Annotated in this window: 18 protein-coding genes; 12 read left to right on the forward strand and 6 right to left on the reverse strand. The window is 71.3% G+C overall.

Features of this window, described 5'->3' with window-relative positions; genetic code table 11:
* The first annotated feature begins 69 nt into the window (after window positions 1-69).
* The 9 genes from GTY56_RS30955 to GTY56_RS30995 all read left to right on the forward strand — a co-directional run bounded on the left by GTY56_RS30955 (window position 70) and on the right by GTY56_RS30995 (window position 7,983).
* Window positions 70-1,020, forward strand: coding sequence for a 5-dehydro-4-deoxyglucarate dehydratase (locus GTY56_RS30955; RefSeq protein ID WP_161368594.1), 951 nt, complete (start codon window positions 70-72; stop codon window positions 1,018-1,020).
* On the forward strand, window positions 1,017-2,306 hold the full coding sequence (locus tag GTY56_RS30960) for an enolase C-terminal domain-like protein (protein ID WP_161368595.1): 1,290 nt from the start codon (window positions 1,017-1,019) through the stop codon (window positions 2,304-2,306). The genes GTY56_RS30955 and GTY56_RS30960 overlap by 4 nt, the downstream gene beginning before the upstream one ends.
* A gap of 138 nt (window positions 2,307-2,444) precedes the next feature.
* Window positions 2,445-3,581, forward strand: a complete 1,137-nt coding sequence (locus tag GTY56_RS30965; RefSeq protein WP_161368596.1) for a PfkB family carbohydrate kinase — start codon at window positions 2,445-2,447, stop codon at window positions 3,579-3,581.
* 133 nt (window positions 3,582-3,714) lie between these two features.
* Window positions 3,715-4,782: a PhoH family protein gene (locus GTY56_RS30970; protein WP_161368597.1), complete on the forward strand. Its 1,068-nt coding sequence runs from the start codon at window positions 3,715-3,717 to the stop codon at window positions 4,780-4,782.
* A gap of 14 nt (window positions 4,783-4,796) precedes the next feature.
* Window positions 4,797-5,294, forward strand: a complete 498-nt coding sequence (gene ybeY / locus GTY56_RS30975) for an rRNA maturation RNase YbeY (RefSeq protein ID WP_033306334.1) — start codon at window positions 4,797-4,799, stop codon at window positions 5,292-5,294.
* Between the two features lie 8 nt (window positions 5,295-5,302).
* Window positions 5,303-6,607: a hemolysin family protein gene (locus GTY56_RS30980; protein WP_161368598.1), complete on the forward strand. Its 1,305-nt coding sequence runs from the start codon at window positions 5,303-5,305 to the stop codon at window positions 6,605-6,607.
* On the forward strand, window positions 6,604-6,963 hold the full coding sequence (locus GTY56_RS30985; protein ID WP_161368599.1) for an MmcQ/YjbR family DNA-binding protein: 360 nt from the start codon (window positions 6,604-6,606) through the stop codon (window positions 6,961-6,963). The genes GTY56_RS30980 and GTY56_RS30985 overlap by 4 nt, the downstream gene beginning before the upstream one ends.
* A gap of 20 nt (window positions 6,964-6,983) precedes the next feature.
* Window positions 6,984-7,337: a cytidine deaminase-like protein gene (locus GTY56_RS30990; RefSeq protein ID WP_161368600.1), complete on the forward strand. Its 354-nt coding sequence runs from the start codon at window positions 6,984-6,986 to the stop codon at window positions 7,335-7,337.
* 169 nt (window positions 7,338-7,506) lie between these two features.
* Window positions 7,507-7,983: a hypothetical protein gene (locus GTY56_RS30995; protein WP_161368601.1), complete on the forward strand. Its 477-nt coding sequence runs from the start codon at window positions 7,507-7,509 to the stop codon at window positions 7,981-7,983.
* Window positions 7,984-8,012: 29 nt separating this feature from the next.
* On the opposite strand, the gene GTY56_RS31000 is transcribed toward GTY56_RS30995, so the two are convergent.
* A complete protein-coding gene (locus GTY56_RS31000) occupies window positions 8,013-8,351 on the reverse strand; it encodes a P-II family nitrogen regulator (protein WP_161368602.1) in 339 nt (112 codons plus the stop codon).
* Window positions 8,348-9,658 carry an ammonium transporter gene (locus tag GTY56_RS31005; RefSeq protein ID WP_161368603.1) on the reverse strand — a complete coding sequence of 437 codons (1,311 nt, stop codon included), beginning with the start codon at window positions 9,656-9,658 and terminating at the stop codon, window positions 8,348-8,350. Before GTY56_RS31005 ends, GTY56_RS31000 begins: the two co-directional genes overlap by 4 nt.
* A gap of 160 nt (window positions 9,659-9,818) precedes the next feature.
* On the opposite strand from GTY56_RS31005, the gene era reads away from it, so the two are divergent.
* On the forward strand, window positions 9,819-10,781 hold the full coding sequence (era, locus tag GTY56_RS31010) for a GTPase Era (protein ID WP_524540161.1): 963 nt from the start codon (window positions 9,819-9,821) through the stop codon (window positions 10,779-10,781).
* A 53-nt stretch (window positions 10,782-10,834) separates the two neighbouring features.
* On the opposite strand, the gene GTY56_RS31015 is transcribed toward era, so the two are convergent.
* The 4 genes from GTY56_RS31015 to GTY56_RS31030 all read right to left on the reverse strand — a co-directional run bounded on the left by GTY56_RS31015 (window position 10,835) and on the right by GTY56_RS31030 (window position 14,323).
* The gene (locus tag GTY56_RS31015) at window positions 10,835-11,281 is read right to left on the reverse strand and encodes an ATP-binding protein (RefSeq protein ID WP_161368605.1); all 447 of its coding nucleotides are present in this window, start codon (window positions 11,279-11,281) and stop codon (window positions 10,835-10,837) included.
* A gap of 270 nt (window positions 11,282-11,551) precedes the next feature.
* Window positions 11,552-12,874 carry a GH1 family beta-glucosidase gene (locus GTY56_RS31020; RefSeq protein ID WP_161368606.1) on the reverse strand — a complete coding sequence of 441 codons (1,323 nt, stop codon included), beginning with the start codon at window positions 12,872-12,874 and terminating at the stop codon, window positions 11,552-11,554.
* A gap of 100 nt (window positions 12,875-12,974) precedes the next feature.
* Complete coding sequence (locus GTY56_RS31025; RefSeq protein WP_161368607.1) at window positions 12,975-13,241, reverse strand: protealysin inhibitor emfourin; 267 nt, start codon at window positions 13,239-13,241, stop codon at window positions 12,975-12,977.
* A 20-nt stretch (window positions 13,242-13,261) separates the two neighbouring features.
* Window positions 13,262-14,323, reverse strand: a complete 1,062-nt coding sequence (locus tag GTY56_RS31030) for a M4 family metallopeptidase (protein ID WP_161368608.1) — start codon at window positions 14,321-14,323, stop codon at window positions 13,262-13,264.
* Window positions 14,324-14,657: 334 nt separating this feature from the next.
* Here GTY56_RS31030 and leuA point away from each other — a divergent pair, with 334 nt between their 5' ends.
* Entirely contained in the window at window positions 14,658-16,379 is a 1,722-nt protein-coding gene (gene leuA / locus GTY56_RS31035; RefSeq protein WP_161368609.1) for a 2-isopropylmalate synthase, read from the forward strand.
* 211 nt (window positions 16,380-16,590) lie between these two features.
* A complete protein-coding gene (locus tag GTY56_RS31040; RefSeq protein ID WP_161368610.1) occupies window positions 16,591-17,289 on the forward strand; it encodes a TerB family tellurite resistance protein in 699 nt (232 codons plus the stop codon).
* Window positions 17,290-17,410: the final 121 nt, after the last annotated feature.

The raw sequence follows: 17,410 nt of genomic DNA on the forward strand, positions 1-17,410 counted from the left end.
GGTTGACGTTCGCATACACAACCCTCATTCTCATACATAGATGACATCTACACAAGGAGATGCCGGGGGATGACGACCGTCAGCGCCGGACCGGTGGCGGTCGCACGGCGGCTGCGGGAGGGCATGGCCGGCGGCGTGCTGTCCTTCCCGCTGACCGCCTTCCGCGACGACGGCACCCTCGACCCGGGCGGCTTCCGCGCCTACGTCGCCGAGCGGCTCGCCGCCGCGCCCGGCGCGGTGTTCCCGGCCTGTGGCACCGGCGAGTTCTTCTCACTCGACGAGGACGAGTACCGGCAGGTCGTCACCATCACCGTCGAGGAGGCGGCCGGCCGCGTCCCCGTCGTCGCGGGCACCGGCTACGGCTGGGCCCAGGCCGTCCGGTTCGCGCGCATCGCCGAGGACGCCGGAGCCGACGCGCTCCTCGTGCTGCCGCACTACCTCGTCGCCGCCCCGCAGGACAGCCTCGTCGCCCAGCTGGAGCAGATCACCGCCCGCACCCCGCTGCCCCTGATCGCCCACCAGCGCGGCCAGGTCGCCTTCACCGCCGGCTCGCTCCGCCGCATCGCCGCCCTGCCGAACGTCATCGGCCTCAAGGACGGCCACAGCGACCTCGACCGGCTCCAGCGCCTGACGCCGGCCGCCCCCGAGGACTTCCTGTTCTTCAACGGGGCCTCCACCGCCGAGATCCAGGCCCGTGCCTACGCCACCGTCGGTGTCCCCGCCTACTCCTCCGCCGTCCACGCCTTCGCCCCCGAGATCGCCGGAGCCTTCTTCACCGCCCTGCGCGACGGCGACCACGGCACCGTCGACAAGCTGCTGCGCGCCTTCTACGTCCCGCTCGTCGAACTGCGCGACCGCGTCCCCGGGTACGCGGTGTCGCTGGTGAAGGCGGCGGCCCGGCTCCGCGGCCACCGCGTGGGCCCCGTGCGGGCCCCGCTCACCGACCCCTCACCGGCCGACCTGGCCGCCCTCACCACCCTCCTCACCACCGGACTCGACCTCGTGGGAGCCTCCCTGTGAACCTCACCATCACCGACGTGACGCTCACACCGGTCCTGGTCGCGGACCCGCCGCTGCTGAACACCCAGGGCGTGCACCAGCCGTACACGCCCCGGCTGATCGTCGAGGTCGAGACCGCGGACGGGGTCACCGGCGTGGGGGAGACCTACGGCGACGCCAAGTACCTGGAGCTGGCCCGGCCCTTCGCCGAGCGGCTGAAAGGACGCCAGGTCAGCGATCTGAACGGCCTGTTCACGGTCGCCGACCAGGTCGCGGTGGACGCGTCCCGCGTCGAGAACGCCGTCGACGTCGGCGGGCTGCGCGGCGTGCAGACCGCCGACAAGCTGCGGCTGTCCGTCGTCTCGGGCTTCGAGGTCGCCTGCCTCGACGCCCTCGGCAAGGCGCTCGGACTGCCCGTGCACACGCTGCTCGGCGGCAAGGTCCGCGACGCCGTCGAGTACAGCGCCTACCTGTTCTACAAGTGGGCCCACCACCCCGAGGGCGTGTCGGCCGAGCAGGACGACTGGGGCGCCGCCGTCGACCCGGCGGGCGTGGTGGAGCAGGCCCGCCGCTTCACGGAGCGGTACGGCTTCACCTCCTTCAAGCTCAAGGGCGGCGTCTTCCCGCCCGCCGAGGAGATCGCGGCCGTGCGGGCCCTCGCGGAGGCCTTCCCGGGGCACCCGCTGCGGCTCGACCCGAACGGCGCCTGGTCCGTGGAGACGTCCGTGGAGGTGGCCCGGGAGCTCGGGGACGTCCTGGAGTACCTGGAGGACCCGGCGCTCGGCACGCCCGCCATGGCCGAGGTCGCCGCACGGACCGGGGTGCCGCTCGCGACCAACATGTGCGTGACGACCTTCGCCGAGATCCAGGAGGCCTTCACCGAGGGCGCCGTCCAGGTCGTGCTCTGCGACCACCACTACTGGGGCGGGCTGCGCAACACCCAGCAGCTGGCCGCCGTCTGCCGCTCCTTCGGCGTCGGCGTGTCCATGCACTCCAACACCCACCTGGGCATCTCGCTCGCCGCGATGACCCACGTGGCCGCCACCGTCCCGGACCTCCATCACGCCTGCGACTCCCACTACCCCTGGCAGTCCGAGGACGTCCTCACCGAGCGGCTCGTCTTCGAGGGCGGCCGGGTCGCCGTGTCCGACGCCCCCGGCCTCGGCGTGGAACTCGACCGCGAGCGGCTGGCGGTGCTGCACCGGCGGTGGCTGGACGACGACGGCACCCTGCGCGACCGCGACGACGCGGCGGCGATGCGGATCGCCGACCCCGCGTGGGTGACGCCCTCGATGCCCCGCTGGTAGGCCCCGCTCCCGGCCGGGGCGCGGGCGCGTGAGGGCCGGCGCGGGCCGACGGGACGGGTGGGTCCGGCGTGATCGGCGTCACGCCGTCGGTGATGTGGTGCAGACTGGCCTGATCCGCACCACGTCAGGGAGCGCATCGTGACCGCGTCCACCGCCCCGGCCGGAAAGGGCCCCACCGGAAAGGGACCGGCCCGCCAGAGCCAGGTCGATCCCCTCGCCCCGCTGCGCACACCGGACGACCCGCCCTGGGACGTCTACCTCACCGGCACCGTCTTCCTGGACATCATCTTCACGGGCCTCGACTCCGCCCCGGTGCGCGGAACGGAGTCCTGGGCGCGCGGGATGGGATCGAGCCCCGGCGGCGTAGCCAACATGGCGACCGCGCTGGCCCGTCTCGGCCTGCGTACGTCCCTCGCGGCGGCCTTCGGCGACGACCACTACGGCGACTACTGCTGGGACGCCCTGGAGCACGGCGAGGGCATCGACCTCTCCCCGTCGCGCACGGTGCCCGGCTGGCACTCCCCGGTGACCGTCTCCATGGCCTACGAGGGGGAGCGCACGATGGTCTCGCACGGCCACGAGCCGCCCCCCGGGGAACCGGCCCCCGAGTGCCCGCCCCGCGCCCGGGCCGCCGTCGCCTCCCTCGCGCCCGGCGTGAGCGCGCCCTGGATCGCCCAGGCCGCCGGCAAGGGCACCCGCGTGTTCGGTGACGTCGGCTGGGACGACACCGGAGCGTGGGACCTGGCCGGGCTGCCCGACCTGCGGCACTGCGAGGCGTTCCTGCCGAACGCCGAGGAGGCCATGCGGTACACCGGCGCGGACTGCCCCCGGGCCGCCGCTCACGCCCTGACCGAGTACGTGCCGCTCGCGGTGGTCACCCTCGGGGCGGACGGAGCGTACGCCGTGGACCGGCGCACGGGGGAGACGGCGGAGGTGCCGGCCATCGCGGTCGAGGCGCTCGATCCGACCGGGGCCGGTGACGTGTTCGTCGCCGGGTTCGTGACCGGGACCCTGGCGGACTGGCCGCTGGCGGACCGGCTGGCCTTCGCCGGGCTGACGGCGGCGCTGTCGGTGCAGGAGTTCGGCGGCTCGCTGTCGGCGCCGGGGTGGTCGGAGATCGCCGCGTGGTGGCGGAAGGTGCAGTCGGTCGAGGGCCAGTCCGCGGTGGCCCTGGAGAGGTACGGCTTCCTGGCCGACCTGGTGTCGGAGGAACTGGTGAGGCCCTGGCCGCTGCGGCGTGCCGTCCCCACGATCGGCTTCCGCCGCTCGGCGTGAGGCGGAAGGCCGGAACCCCGACTCCAAAACCCCTACGGCCTTGTCACTCCCCCGTCGTACCCTGGGAATCGCGAGGCCGCCCTCAGCTGCGCGGCCGTGACGAGGAGGAACCGCAGGCCTTCAGCGCCGGCCCATGACTCAATCATCGACAGCTCACACCCCCGCGCAGGAGCAGGCGAGAGCACAGCTCACCGTCCCCGCCCAGCACCCCATGGTCACCGTCCTGGGGTCCGGAGACTCCCTCCTGCGCGTGATCGAGAAGGCCTTCCCGGCGGCCGACATCCATGTCCGGGGCAATGAGATCAGCGCGGTCGGCGACCAGAAGGACGTCGCCCTCATTTCGCGCGTGTTCGACGAGATGATGCTGGTGCTCCGCACCGGGCAGCCGATGACGGAGGACGCAGTGGAACGCTCGATCGCCATGCTGAAGGCGAGCGACAACGGCGAGAGCGACGGCCAGGAGACCCCGGCCGAGGTGCTCACGCAGAACATCCTGTCCTCGCGCGGCCGCACGATCCGTCCCAAGACGCTCAACCAGAAGCGCTACGTCGACGCCATCGACAAGCACACGATCGTCTTCGGCATCGGCCCGGCGGGCACCGGCAAGACGTACCTGGCGATGGCCAAGGCCGTGCAGGCCCTGCAGTCCAAGCAGGTCAACCGCATCATCCTGACCCGCCCGGCGGTCGAGGCCGGCGAGCGCCTCGGCTTCCTGCCCGGCACCCTCTACGAGAAGATCGACCCCTACCTGCGCCCGCTCTACGACGCGCTGCACGACATGCTCGACCCGGACTCCATCCCGCGGCTGATGGCGGCGGGCACCATCGAGGTCGCGCCGCTCGCCTACATGCGCGGCCGCACGCTCAACGACGCCTTCATCATCCTGGACGAGGCCCAGAACACCAGCCCCGAGCAGATGAAGATGTTCCTCACCCGCCTCGGCTTCGACTCGAAGATCGTGATCACGGGTGACGTCACGCAGGTCGACCTGCCGGACGGCACGAAGAGCGGTCTGCGGCAGGTGCAGGACATCCTCGACGGCGTGGACGACGTCCACTTCTCCCGGCTCTCCTCCCAGGACGTCGTCCGCCACAAGCTCGTGGGCCGTATCGTCGACGCGTACGAGAAGTACGACACCACGCACGGCACCCGGAACGGCGCGCACAAGAGCCGCGGCAAGTCCGGGCCCAAGGGGAAGTAGACACACACAGCACCATGTCGATCGACGTCAACAACGAGTCCGGCACCGAGGTCGACGAGCAGGCGATCCTCGACATCGCCCGCTACGCGCTCGCTCGGATGCGCATCCACCCGCTCTCCGAGCTCTCGGTGATCGTCGTGGACGCCGACGCCATGGAGCAGCTCCACATCCAGTGGATGGACCTCCCGGGGCCGACGGACGTCATGTCCTTCCCGATGGATGAGCTGCGCCCGCCCTCCAAGGACGACGACGAGCCGCCGCAGGGGCTGCTCGGCGACATCGTGCTGTGCCCCGAGGTCGCGCTGAAGCAGGGCAAGGAAGCGGAGACGCAGCACTCCATGGACGAGGAGCTCCAGCTCCTCACCGTCCACGGAGTGCTGCACCTGCTGGGCTACGACCACGAGGAACCCGACGAGAAGGCCGAGATGTTCGGCCTCCAGGCGGCCATCGTGGACGGCTGGCGCGCGGAGCGGGGCCTGACCGGCCCGTCCCCGGCGCCGACGGTCTCGTAACGCCGCCGATGAGTGTGCAACTCGCCCTGGGCGCCATCGCCCTGGTCGTCGTGGCCTGGCTCGCCGCCTGCGCGGAGGCGGGCCTCGCGCGCGTCTCCAGCTTCCGCGCCGAGGAGGCCGTGCGCTCCGGCCGCCGCGGCAGCGCCAAGCTCTCCCAGGTCGCCGCCGATCCCACCCGCTACCTGAACGTGGCGCTGCTGGTCCGCGTCGCCTGCGAGATGGCCGCCGCCGCGCTGATCACGTACGGCTGCCTGAAGGAGTTCGACGGCACCACCGAGGCCCTCCTGGTCGCCATCGCCGTCATGGTCCTCGTGTCGTACGTGGCCGTCGGGGTCTCCCCGCGCACCATCGGCCGCCAGCACCCGCTGAACACGGCGACGGTCTCGGCGTACGTCCTGGTGCCGCTGGCCCGGATCATGGGCCCGATCCCGTCGCTGCTGATCCTCATCGGCAACGCGCTCACCCCCGGCAAGGGCTTCCGGCGCGGCCCGTTCGCCTCCGAGGCGGAGCTGCGCGCGCTGGTCGACCTCGCCGAGAAGGAGTCCCTCATCGAGGACGAGGAGCGCCGCATGGTGCACTCCGTCTTCGAGCTGGGCGACACCCTCGTCCGCGAGGTCATGGTGCCGCGCACGGACCTCGTGGTCATCGAGCGCTTCAAGACCATCCGCCAGGCCCTCACTCTCGCCCTGCGCTCCGGCTTCTCGCGCATCCCGGTCACCGGCGAGAGCGAGGACGACATCGTCGGGATCGTGTATCTGAAGGACCTGGTCCGCAAGACGCACATCAGCCGCGAGGCCGAGTCCGAGCAGGTGTCCACGGCCATGCGCCCGGCGTTCTTCGTCCCCGACACCAAGAACGCCGGCGACCTGCTGCGCGAGATGCAGAAGGAACGCAACCACGTCGCCGTCGTCATCGACGAGTACGGCGGCACGGCCGGCATCGTCACCATCGAGGACATCCTCGAGGAGATCGTCGGCGAGATCACCGACGAGTACGACCGCGAACTGCCGCCCATCGAGGAGCTCGGCGAGGACCGCTTCCGCGTCACGGCCCGCCTCGACATCGGCGACCTGGGCGAGCTGTACGGCCTGGAGGAGTACGACGACGAGGACGTCGAGACGGTCGGCGGCCTGCTGGCCAAGGCGCTGGGCCGCGTCCCCATCGCCGGGGCCTCCTCCGTCGTGGACCTGCCCGACGGCCGGGCACTGCGCCTGACCGCGGAGGCCGCGGCCGGCCGCCGGAACAAGATCGTGACGGTGCTGGCGGAGCCGGTCGGTCCCGCGGACCCGCCCGAGGAGGAGAAGCCCGAGTGACCCCGCAGGAACTGCGCGCGGTCTGCCTGTCCTTCAACGCGGCGGTGGAGGACTTCCCCTTCAGCCCGGAGATCTCGGTCTTCAAGGTGCGCGGCAAGCTCTTCGCCCTGTCGCACCTCGACGCGCGCCCCCTGAAGGCCAACCTCAAGTGCGACCCGGAGGAGGCGATCCGGCTGCGCCGCGAGCACGAGGGCCTCATCGTCCCCGGCTGGCACATGAACAAGCGCCACTGGAACACGGTCACGGTCGACGGCGACCTCCCGGACCAGCTGGTCCGGGAACTCATCGAGGACTCCTACGACCTGGTCGTGGCGGGCCTGCCCCGGGCGGACCGCCTGCGCCTGGACCGCCCCTGACGCTTCCGTATGCTCGGATCATGACCGACAGCAGCGCGCTCGACCCCGAGGACCGCAAGATCGTCACCCTGGCCCGCTCCGCGCGGGCCCGCAACGGCGTGCCCGAGGGCGCGGCCGTACGGGACGAGACCGGACGCACCTATGTCGCGGGCACCGTGGCCCTCGACTCCCTGAAGCTCAGTGCCCTGCGGACGGCGGTGGCGATGGCGGTCGCCTCGGGCGCGACGTCCCTGGAGGCGGCGGCGGTCGTCACGGAGGCGGAGACCGTGTCCGAGGAGGACCGGGCGGCGGTACGGGACCTGGGGAGCGGTGAGACGCCGCTGCTCGTGGCCGGGCCCGACGGAACGGTCCGGACCAGGGTCACCGCTGGCTGAACTTCGCTGTAACCGGCGGTAATTAGGCCAGTTTTCAACCTTGCCGCCGCCTGCCCCACACGCATCAATGGAACCGTCAGTTCCGACGGACCGTCAGGTTCGACTCTCGGTGATGTGCCCGCATCCATGCGCCGAGCGGTCCCCCCCCACGGAAACGGAGCCGGATCCCATGAGATGCAAGCGAATCGGAGCAGGTGCGGCACTGGCGGCCGGGGCCCTCGCGGTCACCGGGCTCGCCGTCGCCCCCGCAGCCCTCGCCGTCACCCCGCAGACGGCGACGATCAACGCCGACTGCGGCGCCTTCGGCAGTGGCGAGGCCACCCTCACGGCCACGCAGGACGGCACCGCCGCCACCCTCACCGTCAAGTCCTCCGCCATCACCGCGCCGATCGGGCTCGGTGAGGACTCGATCTCGTCGACCCTCACCCTGGTGGACAGCGGCGGCGGCACCGTCGACTTCACCGGCACGGAGAACCCGGCGATGGCCGCCGGGGCTCCCGTCGAAGTCGGCCCGCTCAGCGGCACCGTGGCCTCCGGCGACAGCCTGGAGGCCTTCGGCGGCTCGCTGAAGATGACCGTCTTCGGCATCACCATCACCTGCACGGCGACCGGGCCGCAGTCACCGGGCCCGTTCGTGTTCGACTGACCCTCCGCGCACAGGTGCGGGCCGGGTGCCTACAGGGCGTCCGGCCCGCGCTCGCCGGTCCGCACCCGCACGACCGTGTCGACGGGCAGCGCCCATACCTTGCCGTCCCCGATCTTGCCGGTGTGCGCGGCCTTCACGACCGCGTCGATGACGGCGTCGGCGTCCGCGTCCCCGACGACCACCTCGATCCGGACCTTGGGCACCAGGTCGACCTGGTACTCGGCACCGCGGTACACCTCGGTGTGGCCGCGCTGCCGGCCGTAGCCGCTGGCCTCGCTGACGGTCAGGCCGTGCACGCCGAGTTCCTGAAGGGCGTTCTTGACCTCGTCGAGGCGGAACGGCTTGACGATCGCGGTGATGAGCTTCATGCCTGGGGGGTGACCTTCTGGGCGTGGGGGACGACGGAGGAGGAGACCGGGGCGCCGTGGCCCAGGACCCCGTGATCGTAGGCCGTCTCGGCGTGCACCGTAAGGTCCAGGCCGGTCTGCTCCTGCTCCTCGCTCGCGCGCAGGCCCATCGTGACGTCGATCAGCCTGGCGATCCCGTACGTCACACCGAACGCGTACACCGCCACCACGACCACGGCCACCAGTTGCTTGCCGAGCTGGCCGAGGCCGCCGCCGTGGAGGAGGCCCTCGGCGCCGCCCGTCATCGACTCGACGGCGAAGACGCCGATGAGGAGCGTGCCGATGACGCCGCCGACCAGGTGGACGCCGACGACGTCCAGGGAGTCGTCGTAGTCCAGCTTGAACTTCCAGCTCACCGCGTACGAGCAGACGACACCGGCGGTGAGGCCGACGACCAGCGCGCCGAGCAGCGAGACGGACCCGCAGGACGGGGTGATGGCGACCAGACCGGCGACCGCGCCGGACGCGGCGCCCAGGGTCGTCGGGTGGCCGTCGCGCTTCTGCTCCACGAAGAGCCAGCCGAGCAGGCCGGTGCAGCCCGCGGCGAGGGTGTTGAGGAACGCGGCGGCCGCGAGACCGTTGGCACCGAGCGCCGAGCCGGCGTTGAAGCCGAACCAGCCGAACCAGAGCAGACCGGCACCGAGCATCACCATCGGCAGGTTGTGGGGGCGCATGGCGTCCTTCTTGAAGCCCATCCGCGGGCCCAGGACCAGGCACAACGCCAGTCCCGAGGCGCCGGAGACGATCTCCACGGGCAGTCCGCCGGCGAAGTCCAGCGCGCCCAGCCTCTCCAGGATCCAGCCGCCCGGGCCCCACACCCAGTGCGCGACCGGAACGTATACGAGCAGCGCCCACACCGGCACGAAGACCAGCCAGGCTCCGAACTTCGCCCGGTCGGCGACCGCGCCGCTGACCAGGGCGGCCGTGACGATCGCGAAGGTGAGCTGGAACGTGGCGAAGAGCAGCGTGGGCACCGTGCCCTGGACGCTGTCCGGGCCGAGGCCGCTCATGCCGACGTGGTCGAGCCCGCCGATGAGCCCCCCGGCGGCGTCCTCGCCGAAGGCGAGCGAGTAGCCGGCTGCCAGCCACACCACCGTGACCAGGGCGATCGACACGAAGCTCATCATCAGCATGTTGAGCACGCTCTTCGTGCGGACCATGCCGCCGTAGAACAGGGCCAGGCCCGGGGTCATCAGCAGGACGAGGGCGGTGGCGGCGAGCAGCCAGGCGGTGTCGCCGGTGTCGGCGCTTGCGGCGGCCAGAGGCACGGTGTCTCCAACGGGTGGGGGCTCCGGGGGCTCGTCAGAGGTTCACCGGCCTGCGTTTCCGGTTGCGTACGGGTGTGTTTCCGTGACGTTTCGTTGCGTGAGGGTTTCCGGAAGCTCACGGGGCACGTCCGGTGCGGGGCGGCTCCGGGGATCAGGGACAATGGGCGCCATGAGCGTTCGTAACCAGTCATCCGAAGAGCCGGCCGGAGCCGTCCACCGGGCCGGCTTCGCCTGCTTCGTGGGCCGCCCCAACGCGGGCAAGTCCACCCTCACGAATGCTCTGGTCGGCCAGAAGGTGGCGATCACGGCGAACCAGCCGCAGACCACGCGGCACACCGTGCGGGGCATCGTGCACCGCCCCGACGCCCAGCTGATCCTGGTCGACACCCCGGGCCTGCACAAGCCGCGCACGCTGCTGGGCGAGCGGCTCAACGACGTCGTGCGCACGACGTGGGCCGAGGTCGACGTGATCGGCTTCTGTCTCCCGGCGAACGAGAAGCTCGGTCCCGGTGACCGTTTCATCGCCAAGGAACTGGCGTCCATCAAGAAGACGCCCAAGATCGCGATCGTCACCAAGACCGACCTGGTCGACGGCAAGACGCTCGCCGAGCAGCTCATCGCGATCGACCAGCTCGGCAAGGAACTCGGCTTCGAGTGGGCGGAGATCGTCCCGGTGTCGGCGGTCGGCGACAAGCAGGTGGGCCTGCTGGCCGACCTGATCGTCCCGCTCCTGCCCCAGGGCCCGGCGCTCTACCCCGACGGCGAGCTCACCGACGAGCCCGAGCAGGTCATGATCGCGGAGCTGATCCGCGAGGCCGCGCTGGAGGGCGTCCGCGACGAACTGCCGCACTCCATCGCGGTCGTCGTCGAGGAGATGCTCCCCCGCGAGGACCGCCCCGCCGACAAGCCCCTCCTCGACATCCACGCCTTCGTCTACATCGAGCGCCCCAGCCAGAAGGGCATCATCATCGGCCCCAAGGGCAAGCGCCTGAAGGAGGTCGGCATCAAGTCCCGCAAGCAGATCGAGGCCCTGCTGGGAACCCCGGTCTTCCTCGATCTCCATGTGAAGGTCGCGAAGGACTGGCAGCGCGACCCCCGGCAGCTGCGCAAGCTGGGGTTCTGAGGCCGCGCGCGGCGGACGGCGCAAGCCGCGGCCTCGTGAGGCTCCGCACCGCGCTAGAGAGCCGTGCCCAGGCTCGCCCACACCGCGTTGCCGCCCGTGAGGGTCGAGCGGGTGATGCCCCAGGCCTCGGCCATCTCCCGGACCAGCAGCAGGCCGCGGCCGTTCTCTTCGTCGGGGCCGGGGCAGCGGTCGGGGATGCCGCGGCCCGTGCGGTCGCCGTCGTGCACCTCCAGCCGGAAGCGCGCGTCCGTCATCAGCTGGACGCCGCACAGGATCCGTTCGCTGAGCGTGTGCAGCACGGCGTTGGTCACCAGCTCGGACACGAGCAGCACGGCGTTCCCGCACGCCTCCTCGGGCACCTGCCACGCGGCCAGCCGGGCGCGCATGGCGTGGCGGGCGACTCCGGCACTGGTGCGCTGCGGCGGCAGCTCCAGCCAGTCGGTGCGGTCCGGGCGCACCGCGCCCAGGAACCGGGGAGTGGATGTCGTGTGGGGGGACACGGCGATCGCCTTCCGTGGGGGGCGGGCGAAGTCGAGAAGGGGCGAGCGGACAACGGACCGGCCGAGTGCGGGAGTTGCCGCTTCCGTGACCCTGGCCACCCACGTAACTATGCTCGCAGAGCAGTTCACGCTGCAACTATCTGCCTGACGATTTCAGGCGAATCTCGCGAAGAACCCCCGGGGCTTCGGCCCCGGGAGGAAGCGCGTCCGGTGAGGGCGAGTGGAGCCGAACACCCGGTTGGCTGACCGGCCTTGGCACCGGGGTGGGCGTCAAGCCGTGGGCGCCTGCGCGCGCAGCAGCTCCCGGTACCAGTGGTACGACGCCTTCGGGGTCCGCTCCAGGGTGCCGAAGTCGACGTGGACCAGGCCGAAGCGGCGTGCGTAGCCCTCCGCCCACTCGAAGTTGTCGAGCAGGGACCACACGAAGTAGCCGCGCACGTCGACGCCCGCCGCCACGGCCCGGTGCAGGGCCCGGACGTGGCCGTCCAGGTAGGCGATGCGGTCCTGGTCGTCGACGCCCGGGTACGAGCAGCCGTTCTCGGTGATGACGACGGGCGGGAGCCGGTCGCCGTAGCGGTCGCGGAAGGTCGTGAGCAGCTCGGTGAGGCCCTCGGGGACGACCGGCCAGCCGAAGTCCGTGACCGGGTGGCCCTCGATCTCCCGCACGGAGAAGGGAAGTTCGGCGGGCATGGTGACACCGCCGAACTCGATCTCAGCGCCCTGCGGGGCACCGACCCGGGTCGGCGCGTAGTAGTTGATCCCGTACCAGTCGAGCGGCTCGGCGATCACCTTCAGGTCCGCCTCGACGTCACCCGGCATCAGCTCGCCGATGCCGTCCGGGTACCGGCCCAGCAGCAGCGGGTCCGCGAACAGGCGGTTCAGCAGCAGGTCGTAGAAGTCCGCCGCGTCCACGTCCGGGGCCTCTGTCGACGCCACCCAGGTCGGGCCGTGCGAATTGGCGACACCGATGTCCGCGGCGCCCGCGGCGCGCAGGGCCCGGACGGCCAGGCCATGGGCGAGCAACTGGTGGTGGGCGGCCGGCAGCGCGTCGAACAGCAGCTTCCTGCCCGGCGCGTGCACGCCCAGGGCATGGCCCAGCAGGGTGTGCTCGGCGGGCTCGTTCAGGGTGATCCACTTCGTCACCCGGTCGCCGAGGCGGCCGGCCACCTGGGACACGTACTCGGCGAAGCGCTCGGCCGTGTCCCGCTCCAGCCAGTCCAGGTCCGCGGGCAGGTCCCAGTGGAACAGGGTGGGCACCGGGCGGACGCCCGCCGCGCACAGATCGTCCACCAGCCGGTCGTAGAAGTCCAGGCCCTTCCCGGACCGTACCCGCGGCCAGGAGACGGAGAAGCGGTAGGCGTTCACACCCAGGCCGGCCAGGAGCGCCACGTCCTCGCGGTGGCGGTGGACGTGGTCGCAGGCCACCGCCGCCGTGGAACCGTCCTTCACCCGCCCGGGCTCGGCCGTGAAGGCGTCCCACACGGACGGCTCGCGCTCGTCCGCGCCGCCCTCGATCTGGTGCGCCGAGGTGGACACGCCCCAGAGGAAGCCGGCCGGGAAGCGGGGGATCGGGTTGCCTGCGTCAGTCGCCATGCGCTGGATCATCCGTACCGGTGGTAACAGAAGTCAACGGCCGGGCCGGAAGGAGCTGTTGCCCGGCCACTGACGCCGACCCGTCAGATCCCTTCCCCCGTCACGCCCCTTCCTTCAGCACGCGCGAGATCAGCTTCCGCTGCCCGTCCGTCAGCCGGGGATCCGCGCAGTACACCGTCTTCCCGTCCACCGTGAGCTGGTAGCTGAACCCGTCCGGGACCCCGACCGGCGGCGTGCTCCGGCCGGCGGCCAGGGCCTCCTCGGCCAGCGCGTGCCACTCGGAGGCATCGGACCGGCCCGAGGTGTCCACCTCGGCATGCCGCTCGATGCCCGCGAACCCGCCCGTGCGCCGCACCTGAATACGCATGGCACCTGTCTAGTACGGAACTACAGGGTCCGCACCCCGACCTGCTCCCAGCCCTTCGACACGGCGTCCAGCTCCTCCCCGTCGCCGAAGCGCTCCCGGGCGGCCTTGACGGTGAGCGTGGCGAAGTCGACGAACATCGCGTCCTGCCGCAGCTCTCCGCCGGTGAGCACGTCGTACCAGACCTGCCCGGCCCGCTCCCAGGCGTGCCCGCCGAGGGCCGTCGCCGCGAGGTAGAAGGCGTGGTTCGGGATGCCCGAGTTGATGTGGACACCGCCGTTGTCGCGGCCGGTGCGCACGAAGTCGTCCATCGTCGCGGGCTGGGGGTCCTTGCCGAGGACGTCGTCGTCGTACGCCGTGCCGGGCGCCTTCATGGAGCGCAGCGCCGTGCCCGTCACCCGCGGGGCGAGCAGACCCGCGCCGATCAGCCAGTCGGCCTCGGCGGCGGTCTGGCCGAGCGTGTACTGCTTGATCAGGGCGCCGAAGACATCCGACAGGGACTCGTTGAGCGCGCCGGGCTGGCCGAAGTAGGTGAGGTTGGCCGTGTACTGCGTGACGCCGTGCGCGAGTTCGTGGCCGATGACGTCGATCGGGATGGTGAAGTCGAGGAAGATCTCGCCGTCCCCGTCGCCGAAGACCATCTGCTCGCCGTTCCAGAACGCGTTGTTGTAGTCGCGGTCGTAGTGCACCGTCGCGTTCAGCGGGAGGCCGTTGCCGTCGATCGAGTCGCGCCGGTAGGCCTGGAGGAACAGCTCGAAGGTGGCGCCGAGACCCGCGTAGGCGCGGTTGACGGTGGCGTCCTTGCCGGGCTTGTCGCCCTCGCCGCGGACCGTGTGGCCGGGCAGGTCGGTGCCGTGCCGGGCGTCGTGGATGGTGCGCTGGGGTTTGCCGTCGGCGACCGCGGCGACGGCGCTCGCACCGATGACCGTGGTGAGGCGGCGCTGGGTGCGCTCGAAGGCGTCGCGCTGGAGGGTGCGGCGGGCCGGACCGGCCAGCGCGGGGTCCTCGGCCTGGGCGAGCTTGTCGAGGACATGAGGCGGAACGATGGTGCAGAAGACGGGCTCGAAGCCCCCGTGGGTCGTCATGCCCGGCACCCTTGCACTGCGTGACGAAACTGTCACTAGTCGCCACCATGATTGGTGAAATACCGGGACAACGACCCTCACGCTCCGTGTCGGATGGTATGGCGAAGTGGCATAGCGCACTTTTTGTCCCGTATGCGCGCCCGGTCCCGCATACTGATACGACCCCACGCGCCGGGGAGAGGCTCGGCTAGCATGCTGCGCATCATGCGTTTCGGGCTGCTTCTCCTTAGCTGCCGCGGCGAGGGCCTGTAGTCGAGGCCGACTCCCTCCCCGCGGAGCTTGGTGCTGCGTCGTCGGCCGTCCTTCCGGACACCCCCTGAGGAGCCCCCGCATCATGGCGAACCGCCAGCAGCCCAGTTCCATGCCGATCCACAAGTACGGCCGCTACGAGCAGGTCGACATCCCGGACCGCACCTGGCCGGAGCAGCGCATCACCACCGCCCCCCGCTGGCTCTCCACCGACCTGCGCGACGGCAACCAGGCCCTGATCGACCCCATGTCGCCGGCCCGCAAGCGCGCCATGTTCGACCTGCTGGTCAAGATGGGCTACAAGGAGATCGAGGTCGGCTTCCCGGCCTCCGGCCAGACCGACTTCGACTTCGTGCGCTCCATCATCGAGGAGCCCGGGGCCATCCCCGACGACGTCACCATCTCCGTACTGACCCAGGCCCGCGAGGACCTGATCGAGCGCACGGTGGAGTCCCTGAAGGGCGCCAAGCGGGCCACCGTCCACCTGTACAACGCCACGGCCCCCGTCTTCCGCCGCGTGGTCTTCCGTGGCTCCAGGGACGACATCAAGCAGATCGCCGTCGACGGCACCCGCCTGGTCATGGAGTACGCGGAGAAGCTGCTGGGCCCGGAGACCGAGTTCGGCTACCAGTACAGCCCCGAGATCTTCACCGACACCGAGCTGGACTTCGCGCTGGAGGTCTGCGAGGCGGTCATGGACGTCTGGCAGCCCGGCCCGGGCCGCGAGATCATCCTGAACCTGCCGGCGACGGTCGAGCGGTCCACGCCCTCCACGCACGCCGACCGCTTCGAGTGGATGGGCCGCAACCTCTCCCGCCGCGAGCACGTCTGCCTGTCGATCCACCCGCACAACGACCGCGGCACCGCCGTCGCCGCCGCCGAGCTGGCCCTGATGGCCGGCGCCGACCGCGTCGAGGGCTGCCTGTTCGGGCAGGGCGAGCGCACCGGCAACGTCGACCTGGTCACCCTGGGCATGAACCTGTTCTCGCAGGGCGTCGACCCGCAGATCGACTTCTCCGACATCGACGAGATCCGTCGCACGTGGGAGTACTGCAACCAGATGGACGTCCACCCGCGCCACCCGTACGTGGGCGACCTGGTCTACACGTCCTTCTCCGGCTCCCACCAGGACGCCATCAAGAAGGGCTTCGACGCCATGGAGGCCGACGCGGCCGCGAAGGGCGTCACCGTCGACGACATCGAGTGGGCCGTCCCCTACCTGCCCATCGACCCCAAGGACGTCGGCCGTTCCTACGAGGCGGTCATCCGGGTCAACTCGCAGTCCGGCAAGGGCGGCATCGCCTACGTCCTGAAGAACGACCACAAGCTGGAACTGCCGCGCCGGATGCAGATCGAGTTCTCCAAGCTCATCCAGGCCAAGACGGACGCCGAGGGCGGCGAGGTCACGCCGAAGGACATCTGGTCGGTCTTCCGGGACGAGTACCTGCCCAACCCCGAGGACCCGTGGGGCCGGATCCAGGTCAAGAACAACCAGTCGACGACCGACACCGACGGCGTGGACACGCTGAAGGTGGAGGCCACGGTCGACGGCCAGGACACCGTCCTGACCGGTTCCGGCAACGGTCCGATCTCGGCCTTCTTCGACGCCCTGCAGTCCGTCGGCATCGACGTACGCCTGCTGGACTACCAGGAGCACACGATGAGCGAGGGCGCCTCCGCGCAGGCCGCCTCCTACATCGAATGCGCCATCGGCGACAAGGTCCTGTGGGGCATCGGGATCGACGCGAACACGACGCGGGCCTCGCTGAAGGCGGTCGTCTCGGCCGTCAACCGCGCGGCTCGCTGATCAGCCGTACGGGTCCGCGCCGCGCACCCGTACACGACTGCCGCAGGGGCTCCGTCCGCCGATGTCCGGCGGGGGGAGCCCCGTCGCATACCGGCCATTGTCTGTGGAGGTCACGGAAAGGTCTCCTCCGGGGTGCTGACTCCTCGTCCCGGATGTGGCTAACATCACGCAAGCACGGCGGCGTTGCCGTGCGGCGTGACGGAGGTGCGACGTGCTGCCAGGACGGGGACGAAACGGTCAGGCCGCCAGGCTTTCTCGCATCCTGGGCACCCGCACCGCGTGGACGGCCGCCGGTGACGGCGAGTTCTTCTGCCCCGGCTGCGGCGGCGACCGCAATTACCAGCGGCTGACCGGACAGCGCCGCTTCACCCTGCTCGGCCTGCCGGTGCTGCCGCGCGGCGAGACCGGCCCGGTCGTGGAGTGCGCGGCCTGCCGCCGCCACTTCGGCACCGACGTCCTCGACCATCCGACCACCATCCGCTTCTCCGCGATGCTCCGCGACGCCGTGCACACCGTCGCCCTCGCCGTGCTGGCCGCGGGCGGCGCCGGTTCCCGCTCGGCACTGGAGGCCGCCGTGCTCGCCGTGCGCGCGGCCGGCTTCGACGACTGCACGGAGGAGCAGCTGGCCGCGCTCGTCGAGGCGCTGGAGGCGGACACCGGCCGGATCACCGGCGAACCCTGCGGTGCCGGGCTGGCCATAGAGCTGCACGAGGCGCTGGACCCGCTCGCCCCGCACCTCGCCGGCGTCGGCCGCGAATCGATCCTGCTCCAGGGCGCCCGCATCGCCCTGGCGGACGGGCCGTACACCCCGGCCGAGCGGGACGCCCTCGCCACGGTCGGCGCGGCGCTCACCATCTGCTCGGACGACGTGACCCGGCTGCTGGCAGCGGCCGCACGCACGCCGTCGTAGGGCCCCCGGCGGTACTCCCCGGGGAGTAACACAGGCCCCGGACCGCCCCCCGCAGTAGGCCCCGACTCGGCCTCACGCCCGACGAACCGGCACCCGCCCGACGGGAGTCTGGAGACCGATC

This window comes from Streptomyces sp. SID5643 (assembly GCF_009872555.1).
GTDB lineage: Bacteria > Actinomycetota > Actinomycetes > Streptomycetales > Streptomycetaceae > Streptomyces > Streptomyces iakyrus.